At 73.1% G+C, this 22,158-nt stretch carries 11 protein-coding genes and 1 pseudogene; 5 read left to right on the forward strand and 7 right to left on the reverse strand.

Annotation, left to right across the window (positions count from 1 at the left end):
* Nucleotides 1–49 precede the first annotated feature (49 nt).
* The 5 genes and pseudogenes from ACIPSE_RS28370 to eccD form a co-directional block, all read right to left on the reverse strand.
* Nucleotides 50–544, reverse strand: coding sequence for a type VII secretion system-associated protein (locus ACIPSE_RS28370; protein WP_401667652.1), 495 nt, complete (start codon nt 542–544; stop codon nt 50–52).
* 71 nt (nt 545–615) lie between these two features.
* Nucleotides 616–936: a WXG100 family type VII secretion target gene (locus ACIPSE_RS28375; RefSeq protein ID WP_401667654.1), complete on the reverse strand. Its 321-nt coding sequence runs from the start codon at nt 934–936 to the stop codon at nt 616–618.
* Nucleotides 937–1,014: 78 nt separating this feature from the next.
* Nucleotides 1,015–1,359 (reverse strand): WXG100 family type VII secretion target, encoded by a 345-nt coding sequence (locus ACIPSE_RS28380; RefSeq protein WP_401667657.1) that lies wholly within the window; start codon nt 1,357–1,359, stop codon nt 1,015–1,017.
* Nucleotides 1,360–1,484: 125 nt separating this feature from the next.
* Nucleotides 1,485–3,071, reverse strand: coding sequence for a type VII secretion protein EccB (gene eccB, locus ACIPSE_RS28385; RefSeq protein WP_401667659.1), 1,587 nt, complete (start codon nt 3,069–3,071; stop codon nt 1,485–1,487).
* A gap of 98 nt (nt 3,072–3,169) precedes the next feature.
* A pseudogene (gene eccD / locus ACIPSE_RS28390) lies at nt 3,170–4,563 on the reverse strand (type VII secretion integral membrane protein EccD).
* A gap of 214 nt (nt 4,564–4,777) precedes the next feature.
* Here eccD and eccCa point away from each other — a divergent pair.
* Complete coding sequence (eccCa, locus tag ACIPSE_RS28395) at nt 4,778–8,773, forward strand: type VII secretion protein EccCa (RefSeq protein WP_401668284.1); 3,996 nt, start codon at nt 4,778–4,780, stop codon at nt 8,771–8,773.
* A gap of 121 nt (nt 8,774–8,894) precedes the next feature.
* Here eccCa and ACIPSE_RS28400 read toward each other — a convergent pair whose 3' ends face one another.
* Entirely contained in the window at nt 8,895–10,085 is a 1,191-nt protein-coding gene (locus ACIPSE_RS28400; RefSeq protein WP_401667661.1) for a S8 family serine peptidase, read from the reverse strand.
* A 185-nt stretch (nt 10,086–10,270) separates the two neighbouring features.
* On the opposite strand from ACIPSE_RS28400, the gene ACIPSE_RS28405 reads away from it, so the two are divergent.
* The 4 genes from ACIPSE_RS28405 to ACIPSE_RS28420 all read left to right on the forward strand — a co-directional run bounded on the left by ACIPSE_RS28405 (nt 10,271) and on the right by ACIPSE_RS28420 (nt 19,586).
* A complete protein-coding gene (locus tag ACIPSE_RS28405) occupies nt 10,271–13,585 on the forward strand; it encodes a right-handed parallel beta-helix repeat-containing protein (RefSeq protein ID WP_401667663.1) in 3,315 nt (1,104 codons plus the stop codon).
* A 43-nt stretch (nt 13,586–13,628) separates the two neighbouring features.
* The gene (locus ACIPSE_RS28410; protein ID WP_401667665.1) at nt 13,629–14,873 is read left to right on the forward strand and encodes a metallophosphoesterase; all 1,245 of its coding nucleotides are present in this window, start codon (nt 13,629–13,631) and stop codon (nt 14,871–14,873) included.
* Between the two features lie 101 nt (nt 14,874–14,974).
* Nucleotides 14,975–16,189, forward strand: a complete 1,215-nt coding sequence (locus tag ACIPSE_RS28415; RefSeq protein WP_401667668.1) for a cytochrome P450 — start codon at nt 14,975–14,977, stop codon at nt 16,187–16,189.
* A 385-nt stretch (nt 16,190–16,574) separates the two neighbouring features.
* Nucleotides 16,575–19,586, forward strand: coding sequence for a glycosyl hydrolase (locus ACIPSE_RS28420; protein WP_401667671.1), 3,012 nt, complete (start codon nt 16,575–16,577; stop codon nt 19,584–19,586).
* A gap of 71 nt (nt 19,587–19,657) precedes the next feature.
* Here ACIPSE_RS28420 and ACIPSE_RS28425 read toward each other — a convergent pair whose 3' ends face one another.
* On the reverse strand, nt 19,658–21,955 hold the full coding sequence (locus tag ACIPSE_RS28425; protein WP_401667673.1) for an ATP-binding protein: 2,298 nt from the start codon (nt 21,953–21,955) through the stop codon (nt 19,658–19,660).
* Between the last annotated feature and the right edge of the window lie 203 nt (nt 21,956–22,158).

Consider the following 22,158-nt stretch of genomic DNA (forward strand, 5'->3'; position numbering starts at 1 on the left):
TTTCCATCAGGTGAGCCGGAAGGGGCGTGGGGGGCGTACGGCGCCGGGGTCAGTCGTCGTCGTTGTTGTCGCCCGAACCCGGGCCCTCGGAGAAGATGCTGTCGACGTCCTCGAAGAAGTCGAGGAAGTCCTCGCCCTTGATCTTCTCCAGGTTGTCGTCGCGGGTCTTGAACAGCTTGGCGATGGTGTCCTCCAGGCTGTCCTCGATCTCCGCGAACAACTCGTCCTGGAGGTCCAGGATCGCCGTCACCTCGGCGATGAAGGTGGTCAGCGCCTTGACGAGGTGCTGGCCGTTGGTCCAGGTCGTGTCGGTCCCCATGTTCCCGATGGCGATCGGGAACTTCTGGCCCGTCAGGAAGCCGGCCGGGGTGCCCCCGCCTTCCTCCATGTCCTTGAACGCCGGGACCTCCAGGGTGAGGTCACCGGGGGCGTAGCCCGACTTGCCGAGCTTGCCGATCGCCTCGGCGAACGGCTTCACGTCGTTGTCGAGGAAGTTCTGCAGCCACGCCTTGTTGAGATTGACCGTGGGGGCGGTCTCCGCCATGCCGTACTCCTTCTGCCAGTGTGCCTGTCGGTTACCGCCCCGTGGTCATGGGGCCGCGCGGGTGGGACCGGTCAGCCGCCGATGCGGACGCTCTGCCAGAGCTGGGTGAGGGAGTTCTCGCTGTACTTGTAGCCACCGGAGACATCGGTGAGCAGCGCCGAGTTCTCGGCGAGGATGCGCTTCATCGTCTCGACAGCGTTGTCCCAGGCGGCCTGCTTCTCGCTGTAGACACTGCGGTCCTCACCTTCCCAGGTGTTGCGCAGCTCCTGGAGCTCCGCCTCCAGGTTGGTGAGGATGCTGTCGATCGCCTTGGTCTGCTGGACCATGTCGTCGGCCGCGTTCTCCATGTGGGAGTAGTCGACGTAGATGAGTCCATCGGTGAAGTCGGGCATGGCTGTCCTCGTCTCGTGCCAGGTGTTTCGGGCGGGAGGGCTTGCTGTGTGGGGGTCGGCCCGCGCGGGCCGGGGGCGTCAGCCCGCCAGCTCGTTGAAGATCGCCTCGGAGCGGTCGTACGCCTCCTGGATCGACTGGGTGGCCGAGCCCTGCTGGAGGCCCTTGGCGCGCAGCGTCTCGTTCAGGGTGTCGATCATGCTGTTCAGGTTGACCGAGATGACCTCGGCCTGCTGGTCCCAGCGCTCCAGCAGCTGGTTGAAGGCTCCGCCGTCGCTTCCCGCGTATCCCGACGACAGGTTGTTCTTCATGTTGTCGACGTCCTGACGGCAGCGCTGCACGCCGGAGAAGGCCTGCTCCAGCGCGGTGACGCCGTTCCGTGTCGCCTGTTCCTCTGACTGCTGCTTGCCGGTGGGCGTTGTCATGGGGCCGCGCCTCCTGTGATTCAGGTTGAGTAAGTGAGCTTAGATGATGGTGAGTTGATTGGGATTTGGTCTACCCCACCTCGGGCGCGTGTGACCAGCCCGAGCGAAGGGACGTCGTCCGGAGTTCATTCCGGGTCCGCTTGGGCCCCGGCCGGTGCGTTCTCCGTCCCCTCGCCGGCGGCGCCGCCGGGTGTCCCGGCGGGGGGTGCGCCGGCGGTCTTCCTGCCGTCCGTGCCGCTTCCCGGGCCCGTCGCGGTGCCGGCCGTACCGGTTCCGCAGCGCGGCGCCGTCGTGGTGCTGGTGCCCAGCGCCGCCGCCTCGGGGGTGAGATCGGGCCCGGTCGGCAGCATCGCGAGCAGGGGTGCGGGCAGGCCGCGCGCCTGGCTCTCCGTGTAGCCGAGCGCCGTCAGGGCGTCCGCCGAACCGATGCGGTACTTCATCCCGGTGTCCGTGACGAGGTAGACGGTGCCGCCGACCTCGCTGCCGCTCGCGCCGAGCGCCCGCACCAGGTCCCCGCCGCCCGCGGGGACGGTGATCCGGCCGACGGGCACGCAGGCCGGGGTGAGTCCCTCCGCCGGGGCCTGGGCCGCCGGTCCGAGGGTGCCGGACGGGACCAGGGCGACGCTGATGCGCGGACCCTTCTGACCCGGCTGGACGCGCACGCAGGCGGTCGTGTCCTCCTCGACGCCGACCACCTCCGGGGGCGAGGCGGGCCGGTCGGTGTCCTGGGCCGAGGTGTCGGCGCCGGGGGCGAGATGGCCGCTCAGCGCGTCCGCGCCGAGGGTCGCGACCTGTGCCGCGCGCCCCTGGTAGACCTTCTCCCGGATGTCGGGGGCGCCGAGCAGCAGGGCCGCGCCGGTCGCGGTCAGCGGGACCAGGCCCTCCTGGCGCAGCAGGTAGTAGCGTTCCGCGGAGCCGGGCACGGTCACCCGGAACACCTCACCGATCCGGGTGCTCCGGCCGCCGAGTTCGGGGCCCTTCCCGCCCAGGTCCGCGACGTCCGCCGGGGTCAGGTCGGGGCCGGACGGCACGGAGTTGAGGAAGGCCGCCGAGACCGCCACCCGCGGCGTGGAGCCGTAGCCCAGGGCCTCGCGGGCGTTGGTCTCCTTGTCCAGCCGCAGCTTGCTGCCGCGCCACACCAGGTAGTCGGCCTTGTCGGGGCCGGTGACCAGCAGCGCCTGTGCGGTGGGCAGGCCCGCGGTGCCCGCGGCCACGCCGATGGCGAGGGTGGTGCCGGTGGTACCGGTGGTGGTGCCGGAGCAGACCTGCCAGGGGCCGTCGTCCAGGTCCCCGCCGGCGGGCAGCGCGTCGGGGGCGCCGGTGATACCGATGGGCGTCCCGTGCGGCGTGCCGCTCAGCGAGGCGGCGCCGACCGAGGAGACCGTCATGTCGGCGCCCACGAGCAGCCGTGCGGAGGCGTAGTTGCGCACCGGGCGCAGGCGGCCGTTCAGGTAGAGGTAGCGGGAGCCGGTCGTCTTGCTGACGACGAGGGTGCCCGCCTCCTGCCAGGAATCCTTGGTGCCCGGCTTGAGCAGGCCGAGCACGAACGCACCGGCGGAGATCAGGACGGCGATCACCACGCCGATGACCACTCCGCGGTTGGTCCGGCCCTGCGGGCTCTCGGGGGCGTCCGGGTCCGCGCGCAACATGCTGGAGGTGAGCCGCCCCATGACGAACATGTGCGCCTGGACCTGATCACGTCGGGACTGCATCGCAGCGTTCGGTGCCTTTCGGTTCAGCTCGGGTTCAGCTCGGCCCTGCTCGGGTTCAGCTCGTGCTAGGTCGGATTCAGCTCGTTCGGGTGGTCGGCTCAGCCGTTGATGGACCGCAGCATGCTGTAGACGCCGAGCACCCACAGGGCGAGCGGCAGCAGGCTGATGGCCAGGGCGGAGTGGAGCAGTTCGGCCAGCCGGCCCCAGTAGGGCACGAGACGGCGGCCGGGGACGGTCCAGGACGCGATGGCGATGGCCGCGGTCACCGCCAGCAGACCGGTGGCCACCCCCAGCCGGGAGCCCGGCGCGAGGTGCGGGGCGTCGGCGACGACGAGCAGGAGCAGCCCGGCCACGCCCGGGAACACCAGCGAGAGCCGCTGCCAGACGTTGCCGAGCCCGCGGGCGTGCAGCAGGAGCAGCAGGGACAGCACCGCCGTGGTGATCACCTCGGCGAGTCCGCCCTCCCGGGCGAGCACGGCGACGCATCCCGCGGCGACCACCCCGACCGCCGCGTACAGCGAGGTCATCCAGCCGTCGGCGAGGACGGCACGGTCGGCGACCAGCGACGCGGGTCGATGCCCTCCTGCAACTGCTGGGCGTTGGTGGGCAGCGGCGGCATCCGCATGCCGGACATACGGAACGACAGCGAGGGCACGAAGGCGCCGAGGGCCACCGCCACGACGGCGAGGATGCCCGCGACGTGCGCGGGCGGGAGGTCGGCGGCCAGCATCAGGGCCGCGGCGACCACGCCGAACACGGCGACCACGGCCAGTCCGAGGAACAGCGCGGCGAACGCGGCGACGACCGCGAGCGCCAGCACCGCGCCGCCCGTCGCCGCCGCGCCGGCCGACAACAGGCGTGCGCCCAGCGCCTCGTAGGCGTGCCGGCCGCTCAACTCGCCGCCCGGCAGCAGCCAGCCGGCGAGGGCCAGGTACGGGGCGACCATGAAGCCCAGCACGGCTCCGGCCCCGGCGTCGCCGACCGCACGGCTCGCCGCGCCCGCTCCGGCGAGCAGCAGGAGCCCGGCCACGGAGGCGAACACGGCCCGGGGCAGGGCCGATCCGCCGGGCAGCGCGACCAGCAGCAGCCCGCAGCCGAGCACCGCGACCGCGATGCCGAGCAGCAGTCGGCGGCTGATCTGCGGGGTCCAGCCGTAGGGGTGGCGGCGCATGGTGGTGGCGATGCCGTCCACCAGGTCGTCGAGGTGCACCTCGGGCAGCGCGTCGGTGCGGGGCCTGAGGAAGAGGGTCTCTCCGTCCCGCAACCCGTAGGAGTCCAGGGTGCGTTCCTCGTCCATCGGCTCGCCGCCGAGGCGCTGGAGCACCCAGCCCCCGTGGTCGAGTCCGGCTTCCTCGAGGTCGTCGCCGCCGTAGCCGAGGACCGCGGGCAGCAGGTCGGCGACGGGGACGTCGGCGGGCACCGCGAGGTCGACGGTCCTGGCCGGGGCACGGACCGTCAGACGGCACAGTTCGGCCACCTGAGTGTCAGTCATGGGGCTGGCTCACGCCTCTCCGGAGTGGGTGCTGACGGGAACATGAACACCGGATGCACATCGTCGAACATCGGGTCACCGTCCGGGGCGTACCGAAGTCGCGCAACGAGGACGGTAGTTCACCACCGGTCCGACGATCGTAGTATCAACGGACCCATGGTGGCGCCCCCGCCCCTCCCTCCTCCCCTGCCCCACAAGGAGACGGCCCTTGAGTGTGGTCCTGTTCCGCCGCCCGGCCCGGCGCCGAGGCCCGGAAATGCCCGACGGGGAGCTCAGCCTGCAGGAACCGCCGCCCCTGCCCGAAGTGGTGCCGGACTCGTCCGCCATCTGGACCTACCTCCCGATGGCCCTGATGTCCGTCTCCATGATGTTCATGTTCCTTCGGCCCGGTTCCACCCGGGGCAGCGGCGGGTTCATCTATCTCGCGCTGGGCGTGATGGTGGTGGCCGCCGCGGCGATGATCGTCGGCCAGACGATGCGCCGCAGCAGCGAACGCAAGCAGCGCCTGAAGGGCGAACGGCGCGACTATCTGCGCTATCTCGGCCAGATGCGGCGCAAAGTGCGGGGCGCCGTCGCCGACCAGCAGCACGCGCTGTCCTGGCGCCACCCGGAGCCGGTGGCCCTGTCGTCCATGGTGGGGACCACCCGGCTGTGGGAACGCAGGCCACGCGACGAGGACTTCGGTGAGCTCCGGGTCGCGGTCGGCGACCAGAAACTTGGCCTGAAACTGACTCCGGTCACCACGAGTCCCGTCGAGGACCTGGAGCCCCTCAGCGCCCACGCGCTGCGCAGCTTCATCCGCGCCTACGCGACCGTGCCGGACCAGCCGATCGCCATCTATCTGCGCGCCTGGGCCCGGGTGCTGTTCCGCGGCGACGAGGAGCGCATCCGTGCCGTCACCCGCGCCCTGCTGGCCCAACTGGCCACCTTCCACTCGCCGGACGACGTGTGGATCGTGTTCTGCGTCGCCGACGAACGGCGCTCGGAGTGGGAGTGGACCAAGTGGCTCCCGCACGCCCTGCACCCGCACGACACCGACGGCGCCGGTCCCGTCCGGATGACCGTCTCCGCCCTGGGCGAGCTGGAGGACCTGCTCGGCGCCGAGTTCCAGGAGCGGCCGGCCTTCGACCCGGAGGCCCTGCCCGGCCGCGAGGAGCCGTTCACCGTCATCGTCATCGACGGCGGCACCGTCCCGAGCGGCCACCGGATCGACGGGCCCGGCTTCCGCAACGCCGTCGTCCTCGACCTGTCCGGTGCCCTCACCTGGCGGCCCGGACGCGTCACGCTCCGTTTCGAGGTGTCCGGGGACTCCTTCGCCCTGGTGCGCACCGACCGGGACCGCAAGGAGCAGACGACCGTGCTCGGCCGCCCCGACGCCTTCGGGACGACGGGCGCCACCGCCCTGGCCCGGCGCCTGGCGCCGTACCGCATGGGCATGGGCACCGGCCCCGACGCGGCCGAACCGCTGTCCACCAACGTCGAACTGACCACCCTGCTGGGCATCCCCGATCTGCACCGGCACGACCCGGCCGCGCTGTGGCAGCAGCACACCGGCACCGCCCGGCTGCGCGTGCCCATCGCCGTCGGCGCGGACGGGCAGCCCGTCGAACTCGACATCAAGGAGTCCGCCCAGGGCGGCACCGGACCGCACGGCATGCTCATCGGCGCCACCGGCTCCGGCAAGAGCGAACTGCTGCGCACCCTCGTCCTCGCCCTCGCCCTGACCAACTCCTCCGAGACCTTGAACTTCATCCTCGTCGACTTCAAGGGCGGCGCCACCTTCCTCGGTCTGGACGAACTCCCGCACACCTCCGCCGTCATCACCAACCTGGCCGGCGAGGCGGCCCTCGTCTCCCGTATGCAGGACGCCCTGCACGGCGAGTTGATGCGCCGCCAGGAGCTGTTGCGGGCCGCGGGCAACTACACCTCGGCCCTGGACTACGAGAAGGCGCGTGCCTCCGGAGTCCCGCTGGAACCGCTGCCCAGCCTCTTCGTGGTGGTCGACGAGTTCAGCGAACTGCTGGCCGCGCACCGCGAGTTCATGGAGCTGTTCGTGATGATCGGCCGGCTCGGCCGGTCGCTCGGGGTGCATCTGCTGCTCGCCTCGCAGCGCCTGGACGAGGGCCGTATGCACCAGCTGGAGAGCCACCTGTCCTACCGGATCGGCCTGCGCACGTTCTCCGCCATGGAGAGCCGCGGGGTCCTGGGCGTCCCGGACGCCTACCAGTTGCCGCCCGCGCCCGGCAGCGGCTTCCTCAAGTCCGGTGTGGAGGCGCTGACCCGCTTCCGCGCCGCGTACGTCTCCGGCACCTACCAGGAGCGGCGGGGCGTCGCCCACCAGGCCCGGGTGACCAGCCAGACCGTCCCGTGGACGACGACGTACGTCATGCCGCGGCAACTGCCCGTGACGCCGGACCCCGACCCCGAGCCCGCCCCGGACGAGAGCGAGGAGACGCTGCTGTCCGCCGCCGTGGCACGGCTGCGCGACGCCGGTCCGGCGGCCCACCAGGTGTGGCTGCCTCCGCTCGACCGGCCCACGACCCTGGACCAGGTGCTGCCGCCGCTCACCCCCGACCCCGACCTGGGGCTCACGTCGGTGGACTGGCCCGGACGCGGCCGGCTGACCATCCCCATCGGGATCGTCGACCGCCCCTTCGACCAGCTCCGCGATCTGCTGACCCTCGATCTCTCCGGCGCGGGCGGGCACATCGCCATCGCCGGCGGTCCGCAGAGCGGCAAGAGCACCATGGTGCGGACCGTCCTGACCGCGCTCGCTCTCACCCACACACCCCGCGAAGTGCAGTTCTACTGCCTGGACTTCGGCGGCGGCGCCCTGGCGGGGCTGGCCGGGCTGCCCCATATGAGCGGGGTCGCGGCACGGCTGGAGGCCGAGCGCGTCAGCCGTACGATCGCCGAGGTCACCTCGCTGCTCGCGGCCCGCGAACGGTTCTTCCTCGACCACGGCATCGACTCCATGGCGACGTTCCGCCGCCGCCGCAACGCCGGGGAGTTCCCCGAGGAGCGGCACGGCGACGTGTTCCTGGTCATCGACGGCTGGTCGACCGTCCGCCAGGACTTCGACCGGCACATCCAGACGTTCGGCGCGATCGCCGCGCGCGGGCTCAACTACGGCATCCACCTGATCGTCACCACCTCACGCTGGGTGGAGCTGACCTCCTCGATCCGCGACCAGGCCGCCACCCATCTGGAGCTGCGGATGGGCGACCCGATGGACTCGGAGATCGACATGCGGAAGGCGGCGACCGTGCCCCGTCTGCCGGGCCGGGGTCTGACCCGCGACGCCAAGCTGCACTACCTCACCGCGCTTCCCCGGATCGACGGGACGGAGTCCGCCGACGATCTCACCGACGGCGTCGCCGACCTCGTCGCGGCGATCGGCGAGAGCTGGTCGGGCCCGCCCGCCCCGCCGGTGCGGATGCTCCCGACGAAGCTGCCGTACGCCGACCTCCCGGCTCTCGCGCAGGCGTCGGGTCCCGAGGGCGGCTTCCGGATGCCGATCGGTCTGGAGGAGGAGGAACTCTCCGCCGTCTGGCACGACTTCACCGAGAGCCCGCACATGATCGTGGTCGGGGACACCGAGAGCGGCAAGACGAACCTGCTGCGGATGGCCGCCAAGGCCGTCATGGACCGGTACACGCCCGCCGAGGCCCGGATCCTCGTCGTCGACTACCGCCGCGAGCTGGTCGAGGCGATCCCGGACGAGTACCGCCTCGGCCACGCGGTGTCGATGGACGCGCTGAAGGAGATGATCTCGGGTGCCGCCCGGGCGGTCACCACCCGGCTTCCGGGGCCGGAGATCTCACCGTCGCGGATGCGCAAGTGCGACTGGTGGAAGGGTCCCCGGCTGTTCATCCTGGTGGACGACTACGATCTGCTGGGCGCCGGTCCCATGAACGCCCCGTTCGACCCGCTGCTCAACCACCTCGCCCTCGGCTGGGAGGTCGGGCTGCACCTGATCGTCTCCCGCTCGGCGGCGGGCGCGGGCCGAGGTCTGAACGAGGCGCTCCTGCGGCGCCTCCAGGAGGTCAACTCCCCCACCCTGCTGCTGTCCTGCCCGCCGTCGGAGGGGTTCATCATCGGCAGCCTCAAGGGCCGCAACCTGCCGCCGGGCCGTGCGACCCGCGTCACCCGGCGCAAGTCGACGCAGCTCCAGACGGCACTGCTGGACGAGGCCGGCGCGGATGCGTGAACCGGCCGGGGCCGCCGCGGGCGGGGGCGAGGGGCGCGCGGCGACCGGCGCCCCGCGGCCCGTCGTACCGGCCCGTCCGTCGGCGCGCTCGGCGCCCGCGGACGGGGCGGGTCGCGGAGGGTCAGCGGCCCGCCGCGCGCCAGTTCCTGGCCCGGCCGCGCGGGACCACGACCGCCGCGGCGGCCACCAGGGCCACCAGCCCGGCGCTCCCCGCGGCCACCACCAGGGCGCGGGCGCGGGGTTCGGGCGCGGGGTCCGCGGGGACGACGGCCGCCTCGGGGCGGGGCGCGCCACCGGCGGTCTCGGGGAGCACGGCGGTGAGCGCGGCGTAGGGGTCCAGGCGGGGCGGGCTGGCCGGGTAGGCGGCCTCCGTCAGCCGCCGGGCCACCTCGGCCGCGGTGAGGTCCGGGTAGCGTGCCCGGACCTGGGCCGCCGCCCCGGCGACGTGCGCGGCGGCGAGGGACGCGCCGGAGCCGATGTAGTGCCCCTTGCCCGCCGGGCCGATGCCGACCACGGAGTCCCCCGGCGCGGCGAGGTCCGCGCCGGAGACGACCGGGGCGTTGGCCGGCCGCGATCCGTCGGGTCCGAAGTCGGTCACCGCGAGGACGCCGGGCGCGGCGGCGGGCCAGTACCAGGGCTCCGCCTCCACCACGTCGCCGTTCTGGTCCTTGGGCAGCGCGTCGGGCGCGAGCGGGGCCACCACCAGGGCGTCCTTCTTGGCCGCGTACGCGACCGCCGACGTCAGCACGGCCTTGCCGTCGGCCAGCGCCCGGCCGACGTAGATCACCGAGGCGCCCTCGTCGGCGGCCCGGCGGATCGCGTCCGCGAGCTGCTGCGCCGTGCCGCCGCCGCGCTGGTCCGTGCCCCGTACGGCCAGGATGTCCGCCCGGGGCGCGAGTCCGGAGGGGCCCGCCGCGTTCCCCGCGGCGGGGGCCGCGGCGATCAGGCCCGCCGCGAAGGTGCCGTGCCCGACGCAGTCGCTGCCCGCGTCGCCGACGGGCGTGACCCGGCCGGACAGTCCGGGGGCGTTCTCGCTCACGCCGGTGTCCACGACGGCGACGGTCGTCCCGGCGCCCTCGGAGAGGGTGAGTGCCCGGGCCGCGCCGAGCGAGGTCAGGGCCCACGGCTCGGTCTCGACCTGCCGGGTGGAGGCGCTCGCACAGGGCTCGTCCGCCCCCAACGCGGAGCGTACGGCGGGCAGTTCCACGGATTCGGCCGCCGCGGGGACGGCCCCGGCGGCGACCAGCAGAACGGCGACGGCGGCCGACGCGGCCGTGGCGGCCTGCGGGCGGTGGGTTCGAACAGCGCGCATGGCGCACATCCTAGGCACGGCACCGCGGACGCACCGCGCCGGTGCCCTCCGTCATCAGCCCTGCTCGACCTGGCAGTTGGCGGTCGGCGTCCCGTAGCGTTCGCCGTGTGCGCACCACCGCACGACCGCGTCCCGACCGGGCGGAGCGGTGTCGGCGGGCGCATCACATCAAGGAGGATCACAGCGTGTCACGGCAGTTGCTCAGGGTCTGCCCAGGCCGGTCGGACAGTTTCCAGAACATCGGCGACGCCCTGGCCAAGGCACGCACGGGCGCGGTGATCCGTATCGCTCCTGGGCGCTACGACGAGAACCTCACCATCCGGACGCGCGTCACCCTCGTGGCCGACGGCGAGCCGGGCAGCGCCGAGATCTGTCCCCGCCGGGGCACCGCGATCGTCCTGGTCGCCGACGCCGTCCTGCTCACCGACCTCACGCTGCGCGGCGGCAGCGAGGACCTGCCCGTGGTGGACGCGCCGCGCGGCCAGGTCGCCATGGACGGCTGCACGGTCATCGGCTCGGGCTGGACGGCCGTCCTGGCCCGGGAGTCCGGTTCGCTGGCCCTGCGCGGCTGCCGGATCAGCAACCCGGACGGCGCCGGCGTGGTGGACACCGCGTCGACCGGCAGCATCGTCGCCGACTCCCTCATCGAGAACCTCGGCACCTCCGGCGTCGTCATCAGCGAGGAGGCGGACACGACGGTGCGGGACTGCCGCATCCGCGACGCCCGCGCGAACGGCATCCTGGCCAACGGCACGGCGCAGGGGCTGGTGGAGCGCTGCGACATCTCCGGCACGGACAAGCCGGCGATCGCCCTGGAGGGCCGCTGCGCCACCCGTGTCACGCACAGCGACGTCCACGACACGACGATCGGCGTCTACGTCACCAGCGGCTCCCGCCCGGTCCTGGAGGAGGTCTGCGTCACGGACACCTCCGGTCCCGGGTTCCTGCTCGCCTCGGCCGCGGACCCGGAGCTGCTGCGCTGCCGGACCGCGCGCACCAAGGGCAGCGGACTGGCCGTGTCCGAGCGCTCCCGGGGCACCTTCAGGGACTGCTCGTTCGACAACGCCGCCGTGCCGGCCATCAGGGTCATCGGCTCCAGCTCGCCGTCCCTCACCGGCACCACGGTGCGCGGCTGCGCCGACAAGGACTGCGCGGTGCTGCTGGAGGACGAGTCGGCGGCGGAGTTCGACTCCCTGCTGATAGCCGACGCGGTCGGCGCCGGCATCCGGATCCGCACCGCCGCCAACCCGCTGCTGCGGCGCGCCCGGATCACCTCGCCGGGCGGACACGGTGTGGAGGTCGTCGAGGACGGGCGCGGGCGCCTGGAGAACTGCGAGATCGACCGGGCGGGCGGCGCGGGACTGCGGATCGCCTCGGGCGGACGGCCCGAGGTCCGCGACACGGTGCTGCGCGAGGCGGCCGACGCCACGGTGTCCGTCGGCTCGGGCGGCATCGGGGCGCTGCGGGACTGCCGCGTGGAGTCCGGTACGGCCTCGGGTCTCGTCGTGGACAACGGCGGCGAACTCTCCGCGCTGCGCACCCATGTCACCGACTGCGGCGCGCACGGCGTCCTGGTGTCCAACGGCGGCAGCGCCTCCCTGACCAGCTGCCAGATCAACGGCAACGTCGGCGACGGCATCCGCGTCGACAGTTCCGAGCCGGTCGCCACGACCGACTGCACCGTGCGCGACAACCGCGGCGCGGGCCTGCGCCAGACCCGCGTGAACGAGCGGTTCGAGGTGCACAACCTGAGCAGCGCGGCCAACGGCGCGCCGGACGCCTGGGGCGACACCCTCCCCGCGGACGTCGCGGCGGCGGGACCGGGCGGCGGCGAGCAGGCCAAGGGCCCCCAAGGGCCCCTGGAGCAGCTGGAGTCGCTCGTCGGACTCGCGGACGTCAAGCACCAGGTGCACACCCTGGTGAACCTGAACCAGCTCGCCCAGCGGCGCCTCCAACTCGGCATGCCCGTCCCGTCGATGAGCCGGCACCTGGTCTTCTCCGGGCCGCCCGGCACCGGCAAGACCACCGTCGCCCGCCTCTACGGAGGCATCCTGGCCGACCTGGGCGTGCTGCGCTCCGGGCATCTGGTGGAGGTCTCGCGCGCCGACCTCGTCGCCCAGGTCATCGGCGGTACGGCGATCAAGACCACCGAGGCGTTCAACGACGCGCTCGGCGGCGTGCTGTTCATCGACGAGGCGTACACGCTGCTGTCCGACAGCAAGGGGTCCGGCGCCGACTTCGGCCGCGAGGCCGTCGACACCCTGCTGAAGCTGATGGAGGACCACCGCGACGACGTGGTCGTCATCGCGGCCGGCTACACCTCGGACATGGACGCCTTCCTGTCCTCCAACGCGGGCCTGGCGTCCCGCTTCACGCGGACCATCGAGTTCGACAACTACTCGGTGGACGAGCTGGTGACGATCACCGAGAACATGTGCGCGGCGCACCGCTACGAGCTGACCCCGGCGACGCTGGAGGCCCTGGCCGGGCACTACGGGCGGATGCCGCGCGACGCCGCCTTCGGCAACGGCCGTGCGGCCCGCAAGGTGTTCGAGGAGATGGTGGACCGGCAGGCCCACCGGCTCGGCGCCATGACCAACCCGGCGGAGAGCGACCTGAGTCTGCTGCTGCCCGAGGACGTGGCCGCGGACGCCGGCGCCACCGACACCGGGCCGGGCTCCGAGGAACTCCTCGCCGAACTGCACGCCATGACCGGTCTGACGGCCGTGAAGAACGAGGTGACCTCCCTGGTCAACCTCCTGACCGCCACCGAGCAGAGACGGGCCGCCGGACTGCCGGTCCCGAAGATCAGCCACCATCTGGTCTTCTCCGGCCCTCCCGGTACCGGCAAGACGACGGTCGCCCGTCTCTACGCGGACCTGCTGCGCTCCCTCGGCGTGCTGCCCAAGGGGCAGTTGGTGGAGGTGGCGCGCGCCGACCTCGTCGGCCGCTACGTCGGTCACACCGCGCAGCTCACCAAGGAGGCCTTCGAACGGGCCCTGGGCGGCGTGCTGTTCGTCGACGAGGCGTACACGCTCACCCCCGAGGGCTCCGGCTCCGACTTCGGCCGCGAGGCCGTCGACACCCTGCTGAAGCTGATGGAGGACCACCGCGACGAGGTCGTCGTCATCGCGGCCGGCTACACCCGGGAGATGGACCGCTTCCTGGCCTCCAACCCGGGCCTGGCCTCCCGGTTCTCCCGGACCGTGGAGTTCGAGGACTACACCACCCAGGAACTCCTCGACATCCTCACCAGCGCCGCCTCGGGCTACGGCTACGACTGCTCCCCCGAGGCCCTGGACGCGCTCGGCGCGCACATCGACGCCCTGCCCCGCGACCGCTCCTTCGGCAACGCGCGCACGGCCCGCCGTCTGCTGGAGGCGATGATGACCCGCCAGGCGGGACGCATCGGAGCCCTGCCCGCCCCCGGCCTGGACGATCTGCGCATGCTGCTCCCGGAGGACCTCCCGCCCCAGCCCTCGAAGACGAGCCTGCTGTGACGCGGGTCCATCATGGAAGGGACGGAACAGCAGAAGGAGCAGTGTGACCGACACCAGCGACACCCGAACCGCGGACGGCGCAGCGCGGGCGGCCCGGCCCAGCCCGCTGCACCGCCTGATGCGCTACCTCCCCCTGGTCGCCCCCGTCCTGCTGTGGGCGGTGCCCTGCTGGGTGCTGCTCCACTCCGGCCAGCACTGGCCGCTGCCCGTCACCGTGACCGGCACGGTCGTGTTCGTCCTCGGCCTGGTCGTGATGCCGCTCGCGATGGCGCGCGGCCACGGCAGGCGCCAGCAGGACGCGGCGGCGATCGTGGGCGACACCCTGCTGGGCGGGAGCTGGATCCTGTTCACCTGGTCCGTCCTGCTGGGCGTCCTGCTGCGGCTCGCCCTCGTGCTGGCCGGTGTCGGGGACGGTGAGGAGCGCGCCCGGATCGTGGCCTGGGCCGTCCTCGGTGTGACCGCCGTCGTGCTCGCCTGGGGGACCTTCGAGGCCCGTCGCGTACCGCGCGTCCGCCGGATCGACGTGCCGCTCCCGCGCCTGGGAGCCGGGCTCGACGGCCTGCGGGTCGCCCTCATCACGGACACGCACTACGGGCCCCTGGACCGGGCCCGTTGGTCGGAGCGGGTGTGCGAGGTGGTGAACACGCTGGAGGCCGACGTGGTCTGCCACACCGGTGACATCGCGGACGGCACGGCCGACCGCCGCCGTGCCCAGGCCGCCCCGCTCGGCACCGTGCGGGCCACCCGTGCGCGGGTCTACGTCACCGGCAACCACGAGTACTACAGCGAGGCCCAGGGCTGGGTCGACCTGATGGACGAGCTGGGCTGGCAGCCGCTGCGCAACCGCCATCTGCTGCTCGAACGCGACGGCGACACCCTCGTGGTGGCGGGCGTGGACGACGTCACCGCCGAGTCCTCCGGTCTGGCGGGCCACCGCGCCCACCTCGACGGAGCCCTGGACGGCGCCGACCCGGATCTGCCCGTACTGCTCCTGGCGCACCAGCCCAAGTTCGTCGACCGGGCCGCCGCGGCGGGGGTCGACCTCCAGCTGTCGGGGCACACCCACGGCGGTCAGATCTGGCCCTTCCACCACCTGGTCCGTCTCGACCAGCCCGCCCTCGCCGGGCTCAGCCACCACGGCCCCCGCACCCTCCTCTACACCAGCCGCGGCACCGGCTTCTGGGGCCCGCCCTTCCGCGTCCTCGCCCCCAGCGAGATCACCCTGCTGGTGCTCCGCTCACCGCATCAGAAGCCGGAGCAGGAGACGGAGCCGCAGACGGCTCCCTGACCTCTGGCGGCGAGGGCAGGCGCTCCTGGATCCTGGGCGGACGCACCTGACAGCGGGTTCCGCCCGCCCAGGGTGTCCCCCGACGACGGAGGCGGCAGTCGATGGAGCGAGCCGAGGACGCGCGCAAGATCCGCAGGGACGGCACCGGACCCGTCTGCCCGATCGCCCACGGCGAGGACGGCACATGGCGGGTCCGGGGCTATGAGGCGGCCCGCGCCGTTCTGCGCAGCACCGGCACCGTGCAGGCGGGCCTCGGGATCGAGACCGTGGAGAAGATGCCCTCCCGGATCCGGCGGCCCGTGCTCTACCGGGACGGTCCCGAGCACCGCGAGCACCGCCGTCAGACGGCCCGCTACTTCACCCCGCGCCGGGTGGACGAGCACTACCGGGAACTCACCGAGCGCGTCGCGCTGCGCCATCTAGACACGCTGCGCGGCGCGGGCGAGGCGTGGCTGGAGGACCTCACGTTCGGCGTCTCGATCGACGTGGCGTGCGAGGTGATCGGCCTGACGCACAGCAGACCCGGCATCCAGCGCCGACTGGAGCGCTTCTTCCCCGAGAAGTTCGGCAGACCCGGGCTGACCAGCTGGCACGGGCTGTACTGGCTGTTGCGCCAGAACAGCCAGTGGCTGCGCATCTATCTCGCCGACGTCCGCCCGGCCGTCCGGGCCCACCGCGAGCGGCCTGCCGACAACCTGATCTCCCATCTGATCACCGAGGGCTGCTCCGACGCCGAGATCCTCGGCGAGTGCCTCACCTACGCCGCCGCGGGCATGGTCACCACCCGCGAGTTCATCAGCGTCGCGGCCTGGCACCTGTTCACCGACGAGGAGTTGCGCGAACGCTATGCGGCGGGAAGCGACAGCGCGCGTATGGCGGTGATCCACGAACTCCTGCGCCTGGAACCGGCCGTGGCCCGCCTGAAGCGGCGCACCACCGGCGCCGTCGACGTACCGGGCGCGGACGGTCCGGTGACCGTGCCCGGCGACGCGCTCGTCGAGATCCTGGTCGACGAGGCCAACACCGACCCCGGAGCCATGGGCAAGGACCCCACGTCGGTCCGTCCCGGCCGTCCCGCCACGACGGGCCGGTACGCGGCAGCCCTGGCCTTCGGCGACGGGCCGCACCGCTGCCCGGGTGCCGACATCGCCCTGATGGAGACCAACGTCTTCCTCGGGCATCTCTTCGCCCTCGACAACCTGCGCATGCTCACCCCGCCCCGTGTCACGTTCCAGGACGAGATCGGCGGCTATGCGATCCGGGGGTTGCGGGTGGGCGTCGGCGAGCCGAAAGCCGTTGACCGCACTGCGAGTTGAAGCGATTCAATGCCCGGCGCCCCGCCACGGGGCCTCGGGCGCGCGTGAGCCGAAGGCGGGCCCGAACACGACGAACGGCACCCAGTTCCCGGTCGCTTCCGCGAACCGGCGCTCCTCACCGGCGGGGACGAAGTCCACCACAGGCGGGCCGACTTCCCCGTCCGGCCGGGCGGCACGATCATGGCGCGCCCGGCCGTACGGCGGGAGCCTGGCCCCGGGCCCTGGACTCGTCACCCCCTCGGACGGGACGACGGCAACCGCGTTGCACCGAAGAGGCTTTCACGGAAAACGCCCGCTGCACAGATCTTGACGCCACCGGTACGGCGAGATTAGCGTTCCCGCGTTTCCAGCATATTGAATCGTTTCAAGCACTCTGGGGCGAAACATGCACAAGCCCATTCCGCAGCGTGGCGGGATCTCCCGGCGTACCGTTCTGGCCGCGTCCGTGGCCACCGGTGCCGCCGTGGCGTTGACCGGGGCGGGTACGGCGAGCGCCGGGACCGGCGGCCGGACCGGCGCGCAGAACCTGTCCGGCGACTGGTTCGCCACGACCCCGCGCTCCGTGCGCCCCAAGTTCCGGTGGTGGTGGCCGGACGGTCTGGTCGACCCGGCGGAGATCGCCCGCGAGATCGACCAGATGGCCGACGCGGGCTTCGGCGGGGCCGAGATAGCCGCCGTCCACCACAGCATCAAGGACAAGTCCGTCCTCGACACCGCCCACCACGGCTGGGGCAGCACGTCCTGGCGCGAGGGCGTCGAGGCGGCTCTTCGGCAGGCGGCCCGCCGGGGCCTGACCATCGACCTCACCCTCGGCCCCAGCTGGCCCGTGGCCGTCCCCGGTCTCACCCCGGACGACGAGGCCGCCGCGCAGGAACTGGCCTACGGGCGCGCCTCCGTGGCCGCCGGGACCACCTATCAGGGCCCGGTGCCCGAGCCCGCGCACGAGGCGGCCTCCGGTGTCACCCGGCGCAGCCTGCTCGCCGTCCAGGCGGCTCGTGTCGAGCCCGCCAACGCGACCCGCAAGGAGACCGGTCTCGACCTGGCCAGCGTCCAGGACCTGACCGCCACGGTCACCGACGGGGCGCTGACCTGGACCGCGCCCGCCGAGGGCGACTGGGTGATCGTCTCCTACTGGCAGCGCGGCAGCGCCCAGCAGCCCGAGTCGGGACCGCACTCCTCCCCGGCCGCCTACGTCGTCGACCACTTCAGCGCCGCCGGCACCGCGGCCGTCACCGGCTACTGGGAGCGCGCCGTGCTGACCGGCACCGTGCGCAGGCTGCTCAAGGCCGCGGGCGGCGCGTTCTTCGAGGACTCCGTCGAGCTGGAGACCGACGCGCTGGTGTGGACGTCCGCGCTGCCCGCCGCGTTCAAGAAGAAGACCGGCACCTCCCTGCTGCCGTATCTGCCCGCTCTCGTCCTGGACAAGAGCAACCAGGTCTTCGCCTTCGAGGCGCAGATCACCCGGCAGATCCGGCACGACTTCTGGGAGACCGTCTCCGAGCTGTTCAACGCCCACCACATGACCGCCCTGCGCGACTGGGCCCACTCGCTCGGCATGGAACTGCGCTCGCAGCCCTACGGACTCCAGACCGACGCCATCGCCTCCGCCGCGATCCTCGACATCCCCGAGGGCGAGTCGCTCGGCTTCAAGAACCTCGACGACTACCGCTGCCTCGCGGGCGGCCGGGACATGGCCGGGCACACCGTGCTGTCCTGTGAGTCGGGCGCCTACAACGGCTCGGCGTACAGCACCACGTGGGACCGCTTCCTGCGGACCATGGGCGGCGCGTACGCGGCCGGCGTCAACCAGACGGTCCTGCACGGCTTCTCGTACGCGACGGCGCCGGGTGTGGCCTGGCCCGGCTTCGCCGCCTTCAGCCCCTACAACGGCGCCCCCGGCTACGGCGAGTCGTGGGGGCCGCGCCAGCCCACCTGGAAGCACGCCGAGGACATCTCCGGGTATCTCGGCCGGGTCCACCAGGTGCTCCGGACCGGCACCACCCGTGCCGACGTCGCCGTGTTCCGGCAGACCGGCTACACCGCCACCGGCATCGGCGCCTCCTGGTTCACCTCGACCGGCATCCCGCTCGGCTGGACCCACCAGTTCCTCAGCGGCCCGCTGCTCGACCTGCCCAGCGCCCGCGTCGAGAACGGACGGCTGGCTCCGGAAGGCCCTGCCTACCGTGCCCTGTTCGTCGAAGGCGACTTCTTCTACTCCTCCACCCCGACGCTCGCCCTCGCCGACGCCCGCAAGCTGCTCAAGCTGGCCAAGGCCGGGCTCCCCATGGTCTGGCTCGGCGCCTTCGACCAGGCCCTGACGCCCGGCGTGCCCGAGCAGGACGAGACGGCCCGGCTGCGGGAGGTCCTCGCGACCCTGCTCGCACTGCCGCACGTGCGCACGGTCACCGAGAAGACGGCCGTCGGCGACGCCCTCGCCGCCGTCGGAGTCACCCCGGACGTCCGCTACGCCACGTCCTCCACCCTCCTGAACGCCCACCGTGTCACCGGCGACACCGACCTGTTCTACCTCTGCAACGGCAAGCACGCCGAGACGGTCAAGCCCGCGGTCGCCACCATCGACCACGACATCACCCTGCGCCCCACCCGGCGCGGCACGACCGTCCCGTACCTGCTCGACCTCTGGACGGGTGAGGCGACCCGCGTCGGCCGCTACACCGAGGGCGCCGACGGCATCACGCTGCGCGTCACCCTCGAACCCGGCCAGGCGATCGTCGTGGCGCTGGGCAGGCCCGGACTCTTCGGCGAGTGCAACGGCAACCGTCCGCACGCCGTGGAGAGCAGCGCCGACCGCGTGCTCTTCACCGACCGGGGACTGACCGTCAGGGCCGCCGCCCAGGGCACCTACACCACCCGTCTCTCCCAGGGCCGCACGGTCACCACCAAGCTGCCCGCGGTGCCCGCCCCGGTGACCCCGTCCAGCTGGCGGCTCGACGTGGAGGACTGGCTGCCCGGCTCCGACGCCACAAGCACCCAGGTCGTCCGGCGCTCACTCACCCTGGACGCGCTGCTGCCCTGGTCGCAGATCCCCGAACTCGCCGACTCCGCGGGCGTCGGCCGCTACCGCACCACCGTGACCCTGCCCTCCGGATGGACCTCGTCCCACGGCGCCTACCTCGAACTGGGCACGGTCAGCGACACGTTCCGGGTCACCGTCAACGGCACCCGGCTGGCCCCCGCGGACCGGCTCCACCCGGTCGTCGACCTAGGCGGACACCTCAGGCGTGGCGACAACGTCATCGAGGTGGAGGTGGCGACCCCGCTCATCAACCGCCTCCGCGTCAGCCAGCCCGCCGTGTTCGGCACGTCGTCCCGCCAGGCGTACGGGCTGTCGGGGCCGGTGCGGCTGGTGCCGTACGTGCAGGGGCAGGTGGACTGACGAGGTATCCGTGAGCGGTGTCCGCCGGGTTCGCAGGCCGTGCGTCGGCCGTGCGGACCCGGCGGGGCCGTTCACCGGACGGCGGTGTCCCGGTCGAGTTCGGCGAGGGCTGTGGCCGCCTCCATCCGGCGTGGGCTCTTGAGCGCGGCCAGGGCGTCGCGGGCGGCGAGGAGGGTCCGGCGGGCCTCGGGGTGGCCGGTGGCGCCGAGCGCGCGTCCGAGGTCGAGGCGGGCCTGTGCGGCCCAGATCGGCATCTGGGCGGCCTCGAAGTCGGCGAGGGCCCGGCGCAGCGGCGGCTCGGCCTCGTGCCAGCGTTCCAGGGCCGCGAGGTCGTTGCCGATCTGCTGGCGGGCGACCGCGTGGTACAGGCCGATGAGCTCCTTCGTCCGGCCGGGGATGCCCGCCCGGCAGATCTGCTCGCTGCGGCGGTGGATGTCGAGGGCCTCGGCCGCCCGGCCGGTCTGCCGCAGCAGCGTGCCCAGGGTGTTCAGGATGGTCAGTTCGGCGAGCCGGGCCTGTGGCGAGTCCTGCGCGGCGAGGCAGCGCGCCGACGCGCGCAGCCGCACGTGGGCGTCCTCGGTCCGGCCCAGCCGGTGCAGTGCGCCCGCGCCGTAGCCCAGGGCCCAGCCCTCCTGGAGCCCGTCCCCGCACTCGCGGGCCGCGACCAGCGCGGCGTCGGCCGACGTCAGGGCCGCCTCGGGGTCGTGGACGCAGAGGTTGTGCGCCCAGGCCAGGTAGTTGAGCTGGACGGCCTCTTCCTGCCTGCTGCCCAGCGCGCGGGCCGACTCGACGGCGCGGGTGAACACCTCGACCCACTGCTCCCAGTGCTGGGTGACGTCGGAGAACCAGTGCATGGCCTCCGCCGTGTCCAGGACCTCCCGGTGCCAGCCGGAGGCGTGGGCCCGGCGCAGCGCGGCGAGCCACTGGGGCCGCTCGGCCTCCAGCCAGGCCCGCGCCTCGTCCCGGCCGGCGGGCGCGGTGTCGGGGTCGGGGTCTCCGTGCTCCGGTACGGCCCGCTCCTGGTCGACCTCGAAGTGCAGCGCCGCCGCGGTGGCCCGGCGCAGCATCCAGCGCGCGGTGCGGTCGAGGGCGGTCTCACGGACGCCGGGGCCGTCCTCGGTGTCGGTCTGCTCGATCGCGTAGAGCCTGAGCAGGTCGTGGTAGCGGTAGCGCTCGGCCTCGGGATCGCTCTGGAGGAGTCCGGCGTCGGTGAGTTCCTCGGCGCAGGCGCACGCGTCGTCGTAGGACAGGCCGGAGAGGAGTGCGCCGGTCTCCGGGCTGAAGTCCGCCCCGGCGGCCAGCGCGGCGCGGCGCAGGAACGTCGATGATTCCGGCGAGAGTTGGCGGTAGGAGAGGGCGAACGCGGCTCGTACGCGCAGGTTTCCGGCCTGGAGCCCGTCGAGGCGGCGCCCCTCGGCGGCGAGGCGGGCGGCGAGTTTGCCCAGGCGCTCGTGCGGCCGGCCGAGGAGCCGCTGGCCCGCGATCCGGACGGCCAGGGGCAGATGCCCGCACAGGTCGGCGAGGTCGCGCGCGGCCTGTGCCTCGGCCTGGACGCGGTCGGGGCCGAGGATGCGGGTGAGGAGTTCCACGGCCTCCTCGCGGCGCAGCAGCGCCAGGTCGCAGCGGTGGACGGAGGCGAGTCCCGCCAGGGAGTGGCGGGAGGTGACGAGGGTGAGGGACGGCCCCGTGCCGGGCAGCAGGGGGGTGATCTGGTCCTCGTCGGCGGCGTTGTCGAGGAGCAGCAGTACGCGCCGGTCTCCGAGCGACGACCGCCACAGGTCGGCGCGTTCGTCGGTGCCGTTGGGTATCGCGGTGTCGGCGATGCCTGTCGCGCCCAGGAGCCGGGCCAGCGCTTCCCGGGGCGCGGTCGGCTCGGGGTCCATGCCGCGCAGGTCGAGGGCGAACTGCCCGTCGGGGAAGTGCGGTGCGAGACGGTGGGCCGCGTGGACGGCGAACGCCGTCTTGCCCAGGCCGGGTTGCCCGGTGACGACACCGACCTCGGGGCGCCCGGCCGCGGCGTCCTGGGCCAGTTCCAGCAGCCGGGCGAGGGCGGGGGCGCGGGCGGTGAAGTCCCGGATGTCGCGCGGCAGGGCGAGGGCGGCGGGCCGGGACGGACCGTCGGCGGTGCGCGGACGCGGCCGTCCGAGGGCGGCGGACTCCTCCAGCCGCGCCGTCTCGTCGTCGTCGAGTCCCAGCGCTTCGGCCAGGGCCTGGACGGTACGGCGCTGCGGGCCGCGGGTGCGCCCGCGTTCCATGTCCGCGAGGGCTCTGACGCTGGCTCCGGCCTCGTGGGCGAGGGCTTCCTGACTGAGCCCGGCGCGGGCCCGCAGATCCCGCAGCCGCTGCCCGAATTCGCCGTCCACGGGCATGGAACCGCGCACCGTTGATGTCCCCGATCGTCCGGCTCGCTGTGCGTGAGCCACCGGCAGAAGTATGACGGACGGTACTTCTGCCGGAAGAACCGCCTGGTGGGCGGTGGTTCGGGGTGGTCGACTGAGAACAGACGCGGAACGGGGCCCGGTGCCGTTCGGTACCGGGACGTTGCGCGTCGGGCCGCTGCGCCCTGCCCGAA

Source organism: Streptomyces sp. NPDC090106, from assembly GCF_044747265.1.
Classification (GTDB): domain Bacteria; phylum Actinomycetota; class Actinomycetes; order Streptomycetales; family Streptomycetaceae; genus Streptomyces.